The following is a 14,274-nucleotide window of genomic DNA, read 5'->3' as shown; positions in this document are numbered from 1 at the left end:
TTGACGAGACTCAGGTCACCAATTGGGAAGATTAGCCGCCACATCGGCCCATCCGGTGCCCGAATTGACTATAGTTCGGCTCTTCGGCATTTGTACAAATGCCAAGACCCGTTAGACTAGGGCCTGCGATCAAAGCCGTTAACATTTTACTGGGCCTCGCGAGCGCCAAAACCAGCGCCTAGCAGCGTCGACCCAATGAGCGGTAACAGACCTAAGCCCTTGCTTCACGGACGACACACATAATGGAGTTTTCACAAGTATCGCTCACGGCCTTTTTATGTGCCGCCATTCTAGCTTGGGTGCTAGCTGGGGTATTATTTGCCGGCCGACGCAAAAACCCCCAGCTACTCGGCTTTGGCGGCGCGGCGGTTATCCACGGCGCTAACTTAGTCGCCATTGCCCTCACCTTTAGCAACTTCGCGATTTCGCCCTACTATATTTTAGTGCTCGAGTGCCTACATTTTGCCGCCTGGGCACTCGCCTTGCGCCACATGCTCACCCGCACCAACCGGCACAAACTCCCCACCAGCTTGAACGTGCTGTTCGCTATTAGCTGGCCGGCCACGGGGCTAGTACTGCTTTCGGCAATCACTGAGTTCGAGCCGCTGTATCACTTTTCTACTTGGGTGGCGCTGCTGCTGTCGGTCGCCTGTCTCGTCTGTGTCGAGCAAGCCTATCGCTACGCCACAGAAAATAACCGGCAAAATAAATTAATTACCCTAAGCCTTGGCGCACTGTTTTTATACGACGTGTATCTCTATAGCCACGCGATCATTTTCCAAGAATACGACCCCTTGCTGTGGCAATCTCGCGCCGCCGTGTCCATAGGCGTGTGCTTATTTATCGCGCTTGGCAGCCAAGTACTGGGCCAACAGGGGCCGCTGCCGGCAAACCTCGTGCTGTCGCGCCCTATAGCTTTCTACACCACCTCGCTGGTGGCGGTGGGCAGTTTGTTTATGGTGCTCTCACTCGGCGGCTACTATGTACGCATCTACGGCGGCAACTGGGGTTCGGTGGTTTACAGCTTAGTGCTTATTGCCGCCACGTTAATGATTGTCACGCTGCTGATGAGCTCGCGCTTACGGGCACGCCTGTCGGTGCAAATTAATAAACACCTATTTCGCCATAAGTACGATTACCGCAGCGAATGGCTTCGGCTCATTAATTTTTTAGCCCTGCCGGCCAATGAAGAAGAGGCGAACGAACGCGCGTTTCTCGCCGCCGCATCCATTACTAAAGCCTTAGGCGGTGCACTTTGGATACGCAAATCGGACCAATTTGTGCCGGTGTTTCAGCTCTCGATTAACAGCCAATTGCATCTCGCCAAAGAGCCGGCCAACAGCCCCTTCTGTAAAAATATGCTGGAGGCTGAATGGATTTATTTTCCCGCAGCCAAAGATAATCAAACACTCAGCCAGCACAACGAGTTATTGCCACTGTGGGCAGAAAACATTCACGAGCTTTGGCTTATTTTCCCGCTCATTGCCGGCAAAGAATTGATTGGCTTTATGGCCTTAAGTGAACCGCAAACAAGCAGCCTATTAACCTGGGAAGATTTAGACCTACTCAAAACCACCGGCCGGCAGTTGGCCAGCTACCTGAAGCTGCACCAGCAATCTGAGCAGCTAGCGGAGAACCGCCAATTCGACACCTACAATAAGCTTGTGGCCTTTATTATCCACGACCTCAATAACTTAATTGCCCAGCAAGCTCTGGTGGTAAAGAACGCCGAAAAACATAAACACAACCCAGCCTTTTTCGACGACGCCATCAGCACTATCGATAGCTCGGTCGAGCGCATGCGCAACCTATTGAAAAAATTAAAGCGCGGCAAAAATGAATTGATCGAAGAAATTAAAATCACCGATGCCGTGCGTCAAGCAATAGAAGAATGCCGCTCGGGCAAGCAACAACTGACCAGCCAATTAGATAAAGTCACCCATACCATTCACGCCGATGAAGTGCGTCTAGTCATGACCATCAGCCACTTCATCAAAAACGCACTCGATGCAACCGACGAAGATGGCGGCGTGCATGTTACACTCGGCGTCGACAACAACACCGCCTGCATCACCATACAAGATACCGGCTGTGGCATGGATTGGGATTTCATCAACAACCGCCTATTCAAACCCTTTGACACCACCAAATCGGGCAAGGGCATGGGCATTGGTGCATACCTATCCCGCGAGTACATAAAAGAACTCGATGGAACGTTGGATGTATTCTCAGAAGTCGGCAAGGGCACAAAAGTCACCTTCACCCTGCCGGTATTAGAACCCACACCTTTTGCAAGCTAGGGAAGCAAGGCCAAGATGAACAAACCCGAAGACAAACCCATATTGCTGATCGTCGAAGATGACCGCGGCCTGCAAAATCAATTGCGCTGGCATTTCGACCAATATGAAACCGTCTTCGCTGAAACCCGAGACGACGCCAGCACTGCGGTAAGAAAACACGAGCCAGCCGTCATCATCCAAGACCTCGGCCTACCCCCCGATCCAGATGGCACCGCCGAAGGCTTTAAATGCGTACAGGAAATTTTGCGCATATCGCCCACCACTAAAATCATTGTGATGACCGGCAAAACCGATCAAGAGCACGCCATCGCCGCGATCGGCATGGGCGCCTACGACTACTATCAAAAACCGGTCGACCCAGATTCCCTCGACCTCATTGTTCAGCGCGCCTTTCACATTCACCACCTAGAGCAAGAAAACCGGCGCCTGCAAACCCAACGGCAACAGCCGCTGGAAGGCCTGCTCACCAACGACCCCGCCATGCTGAAGATTTGCCGCACGCTGGAAAAAATTGCCCCGGCCAACGTCACCTGCTGCTTGCTGGGCGAAAGCGGCACCGGCAAGGAAGTCATGGCACGCGCCATCCATCAGCTCAGCCCGCGCAGCGACCAACGCTTTGTCGCCATTAACTGTGCCGCCGTGCCCGAAAATTTAATTGAGAGCGAACTGTTCGGCTACGAGAAGGGCGCCTTCACCGGCGCCGCCAAACAAACCCTCGGCAAAATAGAAACCGCCAACAGCGGCACCCTATTCCTCGATGAAATTGGCGATATGCCCCACAATCTACAGGCTAAATTACTGCGCTTTTTACAGGAGCGCGTGATCGAGCGGGTGGGAGGCAGAACTGAAATTAGCGTCGATGTGCGAGTAATTTGTGCCACCAATAAAAACCTCAAAGACATGGTGGCGGCCGGCTCCTTCCGCGAAGACCTCTACTACCGAATCAGCGAAATCACCATCGACATACCGCCACTGCGCCAACGCGATGGCGACAAAGTACTGCTAGCACGCCACTTCAAGCGCCAATTTGCCAAAGAGCACGAGCAAGTGATCACCGATTTCACCACCGACGCCATCGCCGCCATAGAGGCTTACGAATGGCCTGGCAATGTGCGCGAAATGGAAAACAAAATAAAACGCGCGGTGATTATGGCCGATAGCAAAATGATCAACTGCGACGATCTAGGCCTGTGCCAAGAAGCTGAGCTGAGTTTGAATTTGCGCCAGGTGCGCAACGATGCAGAGAAGGCCGCAATAACCCGCGCCCTATGCATGACCGATAACAACATCTCCACCGCGGCGAAACTGTTAGGCATCACTCGCCCGACATTTTACGACCTAATAAAAAAGCATGACATTACAATTACCTCTACCTAGGCCAATTTAATTAACCTCAAGACAACACACTGTCGAAAAAGCTTACAACCACTAGAGATCTGTCACACTTTATCGATTTGGCGCCTAAATCCATTGCCAAAGCCATGGCCGACAGGCACATTCCCCTGCGTCATAACGATGTGCGGAAAACTGATACAAAATGCGATATAGGTACTCACTCGCAACACTACTCACCCTCATTGCGCTCACCAGCGCTTGCGGCGGTGGCGCAAAGAATCCCTATGTCCCTGGTGTAGAACCGGTGCCAACGCCTACACCCTCGCCAACACCTACACCCTCGCCAACCCCAACACCCGAGCCAACCGATGGCTGGGTGAGTGGGCAAGTACTGTTAATCTGGAACCCACCTACAGAGCGAGAAAACAAGGAGCCAATTAGCATTAATGAGATTGGCGGTTACGAAGTGCGCTACCGCAAACAAGGACAAGCTGAGTACACCTACATTCTTTATGAAGACAATAAAATTGAATCTCACACCTTCGCCAACCTCGAAGGTCTCTATGAATTTCAAGTCGCGGTTTTTGATGTAAATGGCCTGTACAGCCAATTCGCAAAGGTTACGCCGTTCAACTAACAACGCCGGCAATCACACACGTTGTTATTTTTTAGCTTTCACAGACCTACGGTGACTGCTCCTCTCCTAGGAAAATCTTAATGCTGCTTAAGTCTTAAGTTCTCAACTTGAGCGCTCAAATCAAAAATTCGACGCCCTTCACTAAACGAATAAACGATCACCCCAACCTGCAGCACCTGAGCCAAATCTGGCCGATTATACACTGCGAGCACTTGCCATTCAGGCTCATCAAATGACTTTGCTTTAATGGTAAACACCTCGCCACGCCGCACAATACTGAGATCTGCGTCGCCAGATGGCCAGTCTATGGCGCTGACATCACTTCGCCCATCGCGCGTGGTTTTCATCTCGAGTTGCAACTTATCACGGCGAAAACCAATGACATTAAACACATAATTTTCGCGGGCAAACCAAGCATCGCCTTTAGGATCTCGAAAAATAATCCCACCAAACTGCCACTCGGCATCCGGGAAACTACTTAGATCTGAAGATTTTCGTGTCTTAATCCTCGCCGATAGCTCACCGTCGCCAGCGAAGTATCGGTACATCATCGGTCCCCGCTGATTGTGGTACCACACACTTTCATGAAGCGTCTGCAGAAAAATTTTTTGCCCATCAAATTTTTTATCGACTAATCCCGGTTGGAACCATCGCCAAACTGCACTATTTTTCTCGTTATCAAGCCTAGCTAACTCGGGGTAGTCTAAAATCCAGGCATGTAATGTTTCTGTTACAGGGCTTAACAGGCTAGATGTCCAACGGAAATAGGTTGAATCCCGCTTTGACGAAACCAACATTAGCGCCGCTACTAACAAAGCCAAAGCAGCAAATAATATAAAGACTAAAGAAATCACCGTCATGTTTGACTTCATTTACCCATCTTCTTGTTAAATAACTTGCCAAAAAAGCCACCGTGGTTTACAGGTTTCTCCTTTTCTGCCGAAGATACTGCTACGAATAATTTTGCCGCCAGTTGCGCCAATGAATCCAGCATCAGATCCTGCGTGGTTATCTGCACACCAAAGGATTCTTCGATTTTAGAGCGAACCTGGAGTGCCAGCATGGAATGACCACCTAACTCAAAAAAGTTTGCGTCTGCGCTTACTCGCGCTATACCAATAGCATTTTCCCATATTTGGGCAAGCACTTTTTCCGCATCACTTGTTGGCGCGATAAACTCATTGACCTCACTTACTTGAGCGAAGGGGCTCGGCAGCGCCTTTCGATCAACTTTACCATTGGGAGTCAACGGCATAGAACTAATATCTACCACATGCTGAACAACCATATACTCAGGCAAATGCGCCCGAAGATAGCGGCGAATTTCAGACGTAGTAAGATGTAGATCTTTCACAAATTGGACATAACCGACCAGCCGTTTATCCATATCGCTAAGCTCTTCCACCGTAACGACGCAGCGCTCTACCTGCTCAAGCTTTAACAATATTTGTTCAATTTCTTCCAGCTCAATTCGAAAACCTCGAATTTTAACTTGCGTATCTACACGGTTTAAATATTCCAAATTGCCATCTTCGCGCCAACGCACCAAATCACCGGTGCGATACAGTTTTGCGCCAACAACTGAAGGCCTAAACATATCATCAATAAATCGCTGAGCTGTTAAATCAGCTTGGCCAAGATACCCAGTAGCAACCCCATCGCCGCCAATATACAACTCCCCGGGAACACCAATGGGTTGCAATTTCAGAGCATCATTCAACACATAGCATTGTGTATTTCCAATCGGCTGCCCAATAGGAATAGAGTCGATATCCGCGTCGATTTTGTAACAAGTTGACCAAACCGTCGTTTCTGTGGGGCCATACATATTCCATACGGCACCAGCTCTTGCCAGCAAAGCAGACGCCAAGTCACGTGGAAAAGCTTCGCCACCGCACAATGCTTTAAAATCCCCACCACCTTCCCAGCCCGACGCTAATAACATACGCCACGTGCTCGGCGTAGCCTGCATGACAGTCACCTGATATTCATGCAGCAACCGCTTTAAGCGATGACCATCGCTTGTATCATCTTTACTGGCGAGCACAACGGTGGCGCCAACGGTTAATGGTAAAAACAACTCCAACACTGATATATCAAATGAGAGCGTGGTAACTGCAAGCAATTTATCGCTACTGTGAATACCAGGGCGTAACGCCATTGCCGTTAAAAAATTAGTCACCGCGCCATGGCTAATCTGAACACCTTTTGGCAAACCCGTTGAACCAGATGTAAAAATAACATACATCAATGACGTCGCCGGGGGATAGTTCATTTGCATAGATTCACAGGCCGCTATCGCGGGCCAATCGATATCAATATTTATTCGTTGACATGAATAATCCGGCAGTGAATGAGTTAAACCTGATTCACTCACCAGCAAGGATGCATGAGACTGTTCAAGCATATAGAGCAGCCGATCATTCGGGTAATCAGGATCAAGTGGCACATAGGTCGCACCGGTTTTTATAACGCCCAGCAAACCCACCAATAAGTTGACAGATCGCGTCAGACTAATTGCTACATAGTCTCCAGCCTTAATCCCCTGCGAGATCAAATAATTAGCCACTTGATTGGCGCGTTGTTCCAACTCCACATAGCTTAGCTTGCTATCACCATTAACAACGGCTATAGCCTCGGGTGTTCTCGCACATGAATTTGCAAACAGTTCCGGTAGACTTTGCGCGGCAGGAGTTGGCACCGACGTTTCATTCCACCGGATGAGCAAATCACACTCATCGCCAGACAGCAGGTCAATGGATGCCAAGGGAAGATGAGAATTTTCCATCAATGAATCCAAAAGCGTTTCAAAATTAGCTGCAAATCTCGATATCGCCGCTTCATTGTGTATATCTGTGTCATAGCATATCGATCCAGAGAGCTGCCCATTATTTTCCCACATCCATACATGCAGCTCATACATTGCACCCCCGTTATGATAGTTCAATGATTCACATTTTAGGCTACTCAATCTCAAATCTTGCGGCGGCTCTTGAAAAACAAAGCTAACTTGAAATAAAGGATTGGTAGCAGTGCTGCGCTTTTTTACGCACGCATTTACAATTGATTCGAAAGATATATCTTGATTTTCAAAAGCAAAAATCAAGGTGTCTTTAACCACGCACCCCAACTCAATAAAACTTTTATCTTTATGTACCATAACTGGTATTGGCAGGGTATTGATGAAGCTACCAATCACAAGCTCTAACTCCGGAAGGCCACCGCGCAATGTGAACGGTGTACCAACAACAATATCTTCCTGACCACTAAGGCGCGATAATAATATCGTGTAAGCTGAAAAAAGCGTTTGGAAAATTGATATTTTATTTTTATGACTATATACCTTCACTTTATCAGATATAAGTTTGGTGAAAGAAAAGCGAAGCTCAGCACCCTCGCCCGACGAGATAGTAGGTTTTAACCCATTAGTTGGCAGCATTAACTGACCTGAAAAAGGTGCCAACTTATTTCGCCACAACTCAATCTTTTCACTCGTCTCTTGATGATGTTCTCTGCTCCACATCACATAGTCTACATACTGCAATTCTGGCTCATCGAGGTTCGGCTCGAGACCCTGACAGTAGGCATCATATGAGCATTGAAGCTCCTTCATCAGCTGTCCAACTGCCGCGTGATCTACCGCCACATGGTGGACAACCAAATAAAATACAAAGCAATTTTTAGACTCTTCCAATAACCCAGCACGAACTATTTCACTGGTCCCTAGATCAAAACTCGATCTAATATTTTTAGTAACTAAATCGTGAATAGCCTTCGCTGCGCCATCCGGACTGGCAGAAAATGATTGATAGTGACAAGTAAAATCAGCCGACGCAGAAACGCGTTGAACTAATTTACCGTCCGATATGACATATTGCGTTCGAAGTATTTCATGGCGCTGTACGATATATTGAACAGCGGACTGCATAGCCGCGACATCAAGCCCTCCTAATATTCTTACAACCACTGGAATGTTATAGGCAGGGTTGTCAGGCGCCATCTGATTTAGCATCCAAAAGGCTGACTGCGCCGGAGACACCGGAAACTCATACACCTCATTCACTTCAGTTTCTAACATTTAGTTTATCTTTATCTAGTTTACACATCTTGGAAATCAGCTATTTTTAATTTTATGGGCACTACGAGAAACACGAAGTATTTTTTTTGCTTCAACGGCAGGCCCTTCCTTTAGTTCGTCGATCAACACCGCCCAATCCTCGATCTTAGGCTCATCAAACAACTTGGACATTTGCAAGTTAATTGAAAATTCTCGATTTATCCTAGCCACCATGCGAATGAGTAGCAACGAGTGACCGCCTAACTCAAAGAAATTTTCACCAAGCCCTACCCGCTCTACGCCTAAAACGTCTCGCCAAAGCTTAGCCAGCGCAATTTCCGTACTCGATTTAGGCGCAACAATCTGACTCGCCTCTAGCATGGGGTCAGATAAGGCACACCTATCAATTTCACCAGACACGAGTCGCGGCAAATGTTCAAGCAATACAATTTGCTGCGGCACCTGATCATTACGCAATATAGACCGACACTTTTTGAGCAACAGATCGGATGAGATTTGTGCGTTGCTTGCCGAACAGCAGTAAAGCACTAGCCGCCGACCGGCAGTGAGATCCAAATAGGATCTTACCGCCAAATCACTCGCCAATTGGTTGGCGTATAGCGCGGCCTCAATTTCTGGAATTTCAATATCGGCATCCGGATCGTGAAACTCAGCTTTTACGAAAGGTATGCGTTGTTGGCCCGGTGAACTTGATTCCGGATTATCTAATTGATTTAACCAGAATTCAGAATCTACCGATGACACTATCCATTGAGTTTGCTGGTTTTGCGCCATAACGCGATTGAAGGCATCGATACCTTCGCTAGGTAATATCGCTTCGCGCAATATTTTTTCAAGTGCAGTATTACTAGCAGTAGCGGTTGTATTCCACCTTTTTTCACTCCGTTCCGACACGCCGAAATCAGCAGCGACTCGCTTCATGGTGAAGCCGCTGATACTAGCAAAGCATTGCCCCTGCTCATCGGCCAAGGTCACATCAAATAAAGCGAAATTGGCATCGGAATCTTCACGTATTTTAATGTAGCTAAAAAGCACTTTCGGCATTCGCGCATAGATTTCAATCCGTTGATAAGCCACAGGCACAAAGAAATCTTGTTGAGGACAAAAGCCATGAATTAGAAATTGCGCACTGCCTGTCGCCATATCAAGTAACGCCGGGTGCAATCCGATGTAACTTAAATCCCCATGGTATTCACTCGGCAAGCTAAGTTCGATAAACGCTTCACCGGCTCCAGAAGAAATGCTGTCGATACAGCCCCAACGGCCACCAAAGTCCATGAACGTTTGATCTAAGAACTTACCTTGCGTCGGCATGGCTTTACTGCAGCGGGCTCGCACCGTCGACAAATCAAAATCGGGTCGGTCAGGGGCGATGATCTGCGCGCGCGCGGTCACATGAGGCGCGTCCCACGAATCGGAAAACACCTGAATCTGCACGGGGTCAGCAACGCCATCCACATCGAGATGTAGCCACCGAGGCGACTGGGCCGGAACGTGAAACGTGTCGATAAACTGAACATCGGCGAGAGCAACACACGCATTTGTCATATCCTCGCCTTCAGCAGCACAATGGGCGACGAATGCTGCACGCAATAACTCAATAAAGCCGGAACCAGGGATTAGCGTGGCACCTTGCCGTGTTTTATGTTCTGATACTAGCCAGTGCTTTTCTTGATCAAACAGCGTGCTAAATAAACGCCGATGGGCTTTGCTCTCACTATAGAAGTCAAACCAATTGTAAGTGCTTCGCTTACGCTCGGCAGTGGCATTGAAAATTTCATTGGCATCATGCTTGGCCTGAACTCTCTCGGCCATTCCCACATCCCGCCACGCATTCCAATTGATAACCACCGTCTGGCCAGAGGTTCGCAAGGCGCGCTCGACAGCAAAGCCATCTAAAAATGCATTGGCAGCGGCGTAGTCCACCTGACCAGGCAAGCCGAGGTATGATGCAACGGACGAAAAGACGACGAAGAAATCTAAGCTTACTGACGAAAAAATACTGTCTAGCGCCAGCGCACCTTTGATCTTTACCTCCATAACGCGACGAGCGGACTGCACTGACTTTAATAAAATAACCTCATCATCCATAGCGCCAGCTGCATGGATGACACCGCCTATCGAGCCGCATACTCGCGTCGCTTGAGCAACAGCGCGCTGCAATGAATCCAAGTCGGTCACGTCAGCTGTCACCAACAATACTGTTGAGCCTAGCGCTTCGATGGCTTGAATTTGTTTAATTTTACCTGCAGTACTGTCTTGCTCTGCGTGCTCTGCAAGCCATGCCGGCCACTGCTCTCGCTCGGGTAAGCCCGTGCGACTCATTAAAATTAAATAGCCCGCGCCCTGCGCTGCCAGCTGTGCTGCTAGGGTTAAACCTATGCCACCCAAGCCTCCAGTAATAAGCACCGATGTCCCTTTGCGCAACCAATCGCTATGCGCGACAGGAGCCAAGGGTATGTTTTCAAAGCGCCGGACCCAACGATCAAAACCACGGTAAGCCACTACCCGATCAACGGCGCCTGAACCCAGCTCTTTAACAATTTGGCGGGCAATCTTAACCAGTGAGTCAGCCTGTAATTCTGACGGTGATACATCGATAGACTGTGTTATCACCTGCGGCAGCTCTCGCGGTAAAACGCCAACCACCCCCAACAAGGCAGCTTTCTCTGGGCAACTTTGTGTATTTATTGCCTGCATATCCGATGAAATGACCGTTAAACGAACCGCGTCAACACTTTCGCTCAGGGCCTTTGCCAAATTAAATAGCCCCCAGAAACAAGAAGCCATGTGCGCTTCAAAATCAACATAGCGGGCATGGGCGCTTTCGGGGTAATTCTTTGCAGACGTTGTGGGCCATAAATAGAGAATGTGCTCTGGTATTTGCTTAGCCAGATTTAAGTCGGTAAACAAACGCTCGAATTGGGCTTGATCTGTAGGGTTCAAGCGATAGCTGTTAGCGCTTTCTCGACAATAATTTTTATCGGTTCGCACGCTAACAACGTGCACATCACCCAATTCTGCTTTGATGCTGGCAGACAATCCTAATTCATCATCAAAAATCAGCCAGCGCTGGGCGATTTCTGACGTCACATGGGGCAGGCTCGTTTGCGCCCAACTCAATCGGCTAAACCAATCATCGATCTTGTTGCGCTTACTCAGATCGCGCGTTGGATTTGTATCGAGCTGATGACTGGGCCCAGGCTCTATCCAGTAGGCCTTGCGCTCAAAAGGGTAGATAGGTAATGGCACGCGCCGGCGCTGTTCCCGGGGCCAAAGATGTGACCAGTCGATAACAATACCTGCAGCCCACAGGTGACCAAAGCTTCTCAGCGCTCTCTCGGCATCGCCGTCCTGCTCTCTTGGGTGACGCATGGCACTGAGGGTGGCATAGGCCTGAACAGTGCCGGCGCGCGCTAAATGAGTCAGTACCTGGCCTGGGCCCACCTCCACCAACACGCGAGTATCCTCGCTCAGCGCAGTAGTTACGTTGTCGGCAAATCGCACCGTGCTGCGCAAATGCTGCACCCAATAATTTGCATCCATCGCCTCGGCTTGGGTAATCCAAGTGCCACTAACATTAGAGGTGAAAGGTATTTTTGGTGCATGAAATTGAATCGAGCGGCAACAGGCGCGGAATTGTTCAAGAATAGTGTCTAACATGGCGGAATGAGCTGCGACATCAATACGCACTCGGGTGCAATCGATACCTTTTGCCTCCAGCGACAACTGTAGTTGTTCAATCTCTGCAACTGGGCCCGCCGCCACACATAATTCAGGCGCATTGACCGCGGCAATATCCAACCCGGGGAGCAAATACTTACGCGCGCTCTGCTCAGCTAAAGCGATACTTAACATGCCGCCGCGCGCAACTTCTTCAAACAGCTGGCCGCGCACCAAGACTAAACGCATAGCATCGCGCACGCTGATAACACCTGACAAACAAGCCGCCGTATATTCCCCCATAGAGTGGCCAATAAATCCGGCTGGGGTAGCCCCCCACGCCATCAATGTTTTGGCCAGCGCATATTCGGTGGCGAAAAGCGCGGGCAAAGCGCGGGAAGGTTGCTCCAACGCTTTTGACGCGGCCGCCTGAGTATCGCCTTGGGTTAACACAAGCGAGCGAATCTGTTCTGCATAAGGCCCATCAAGGCAGGCTAAACAGGCGTCAAATGCAGCGCGATAAACACTTTCTGTTTGGTAAAGGCCTGCACCCATGCCTGCGTATTGCGCACCGCCACCGGGGAACATAAAAATCAACGAAGGCTGTTTATCCGAGGCAAGCGCGTCGACAACGCGAGCAGATTCATCAGCCTCTAATAGAGTAATGGCCTCCTCCCTACTTGCAGCTACCAACACCCTTCGGTAGTCATGGGCGCGACGCCCAACTTGCAAAGTAAATGCAACATCGGCGAGCGATAAATCGGGTTGCTCACGCAACGCTGTGGCTAGATTTCTTCCCATTACTCGCACAGCAGCACTGCTTTTGGCAGACAAAACCAACAACACTTGCCGATCTTGTATCGACGCCTTTTTTTTCAACGCTGGCGCCTGCTTGACCACTAGGTGGGCATTGGTGCCACCGGCACCTAAGGCCGTGACGCCAGCCAGCCTCGCGCCATTGATTGCCGGCCAAGGTTCCAATTGGTTGTTAAAACAAAATGGGCTATTGCTCAAATCGAGTTCAGGGTTTGGCGTTTCGAAGTTTACCGTGGGCGGCAATTGTTGATGCTTAAGCGCTAGCACCACCTTGATAATAGAAGCCATGCCCGCCGCTTCGCCTAAGTGCCCAATATTTGATTTCACTGAGCCCACTCGGCAGTAATTTCGTCGCTGAGTCGCACCGCGATATACCTGATGCAAGGCTTCAAACTCAATGGGGTCGCCAACCTGAGTGCCGGTTCCGTGCGCCTCAATGTAAGAAATATCAGCGGGTTTTACCCCCGCCAACTCAAGTGCTTCCGCAATAGCTGCGGCCTGGCCTTCAACACCCGGCGCTAAATAACCCACTTTCTGCGCACCGTCGTTATTAACCGCAGAGCCCATGATAACGGCATGAATGGTATCGCCATCGGCAATCGCATCATCCAGCCGGCGCAAAACAATAGCGCCTGCACCACTGCCAAATACGGTACCCGCAGACTTAGCATCAAAAGGCCGACAATGGCCATCGGGCGACATAATCTCACCCTCTTTATAGAGATAACCGCGCTGCTGCGGTAACAATACCGTTGAACCACCAGCGATAGCCATATCGCACTCGCCACCCAACAAACTTTGCACGGCGAGGTGAATAGCAACCAATGAAGACGAGCAAGCGGTTTGTACATTTAAACTTGGGCCGCGTAAATCGAGCTCGTAGGACAAGCGCGTGGCCAAAAAATTCATATCATTGCCGGTGTGACGCACCAAAAACTCGCCCATGTCCGCCATCAGCTGCGGGTTAGTTTTTAGGTTATCCATCCAATATAGGCTGGCACCGGACGCCGCAAAAACCCCTACCCGGCCCTCGTCGTCATATCCCGTATGGCCCGCATGCTCTAAAGCATGATAAGCAACCTGTAAAAACAATCTGTGCGCTGGGTCTGTAACCGCGGCATCTTGGGGACTAAAGCCCCAGAACTTGGCATCAAAACAATCGAAATACTGTAATAGGGGCTGGGCGCGAACGTAGTGTGGATTGGCAATTAAAGTCGGCGACTCTCCGGCCGCTAGCAATTCTTCATCGGTGTAAAAATGCACCGACTCAACACCGTCGCGTAAATTATGCCAATACTGCTCAAGGTTTAATGCGCCCGGAAGATGGCAAGCCATACCAACGATGGCGATTGCATGCTCATCGCCTTCGTCGATGTGTTCAAAATCATTCATGTCTATCTGCTCTTGAGGGCGTAAAGTACGGTCACCAAACGCCAGCACTTTTA

Annotated in this window: 6 protein-coding genes; 3 read left to right on the top strand and 3 right to left on the bottom strand. The window is 49.5% G+C overall.

Features of this window, described 5'->3' with window-relative positions:
- The first annotated feature begins 242 nt into the window (after positions 1–242).
- The 3 genes from prsK to QWY82_RS06825 all read left to right on the top strand — a co-directional run bounded on the left by prsK (position 243) and on the right by QWY82_RS06825 (position 4,272).
- Positions 243–2,300, top strand: coding sequence for an XrtA/PEP-CTERM system histidine kinase PrsK (gene prsK, locus QWY82_RS06835; RefSeq protein WP_290260815.1), 2,058 nt, complete (start codon positions 243–245; stop codon positions 2,298–2,300).
- Between the two features lie 15 nt (positions 2,301–2,315).
- Positions 2,316–3,677, top strand: a complete 1,362-nt coding sequence (prsR, locus tag QWY82_RS06830) for a PEP-CTERM-box response regulator transcription factor (RefSeq protein ID WP_290260814.1) — start codon at positions 2,316–2,318, stop codon at positions 3,675–3,677.
- A gap of 160 nt (positions 3,678–3,837) precedes the next feature.
- Positions 3,838–4,272: a fibronectin type III domain-containing protein gene (locus QWY82_RS06825; RefSeq protein WP_290260813.1), complete on the top strand. Its 435-nt coding sequence runs from the start codon at positions 3,838–3,840 to the stop codon at positions 4,270–4,272.
- Positions 4,273–4,349: 77 nt separating this feature from the next.
- On the opposite strand, the gene QWY82_RS06820 is transcribed toward QWY82_RS06825, so the two are convergent.
- The 3 genes from QWY82_RS06820 to QWY82_RS06810 are packed head-to-tail and all read right to left on the bottom strand — an operon-like array spanning position 4,350 to position 14,221.
- Positions 4,350–5,144, bottom strand: a complete 795-nt coding sequence (locus QWY82_RS06820) for a hypothetical protein (RefSeq protein ID WP_290260812.1) — start codon at positions 5,142–5,144, stop codon at positions 4,350–4,352.
- Entirely contained in the window at positions 5,141–8,350 is a 3,210-nt protein-coding gene (locus QWY82_RS06815; RefSeq protein WP_290260811.1) for a non-ribosomal peptide synthetase, read from the bottom strand. The genes QWY82_RS06820 and QWY82_RS06815 overlap by 4 nt, the downstream gene beginning before the upstream one ends.
- Before the next feature lie 36 nt (positions 8,351–8,386).
- The gene (locus QWY82_RS06810; protein ID WP_290260810.1) at positions 8,387–14,221 is read right to left on the bottom strand and encodes a type I polyketide synthase; all 5,835 of its coding nucleotides are present in this window, start codon (positions 14,219–14,221) and stop codon (positions 8,387–8,389) included.
- Between the last annotated feature and the right edge of the window lie 53 nt (positions 14,222–14,274).

Origin of the sequence: Simiduia curdlanivorans, assembly GCF_030409605.1 — a bacterium.
Taxonomy (GTDB): Bacteria; Pseudomonadota; Gammaproteobacteria; order Pseudomonadales; family Cellvibrionaceae; genus Simiduia; species Simiduia curdlanivorans.
Note: the sequence above shows the minus strand (reverse complement) of the source record. Positions and strands in the feature narration are given on the sequence as shown.

Bases quoted from the DNA above. Each gene is read 5' to 3' on its own strand.
- prsK (WP_290260815.1), top strand. From the start codon at position 243: ATGGAGTTTTCACAAGTATCGCTCACGGCCTTTTTATGTGCCGCCATT.
- QWY82_RS06810 (WP_290260810.1), bottom strand. From the start codon at position 14,221: ATGAATGATTTTGAACACATCGACGAAGGCGATGAGCATGCAATCGCC.
- QWY82_RS06825 (WP_290260813.1), top strand. From the start codon at position 3,838: ATGCGATATAGGTACTCACTCGCAACACTACTCACCCTCATTGCGCTC.
- prsR (WP_290260814.1), top strand. From the start codon at position 2,316: ATGAACAAACCCGAAGACAAACCCATATTGCTGATCGTCGAAGATGAC.
- QWY82_RS06820 (WP_290260812.1), bottom strand. From the start codon at position 5,144: ATGAAGTCAAACATGACGGTGATTTCTTTAGTCTTTATATTATTTGCT.
- QWY82_RS06815 (WP_290260811.1), bottom strand. From the start codon at position 8,350: ATGTTAGAAACTGAAGTGAATGAGGTGTATGAGTTTCCGGTGTCTCCG.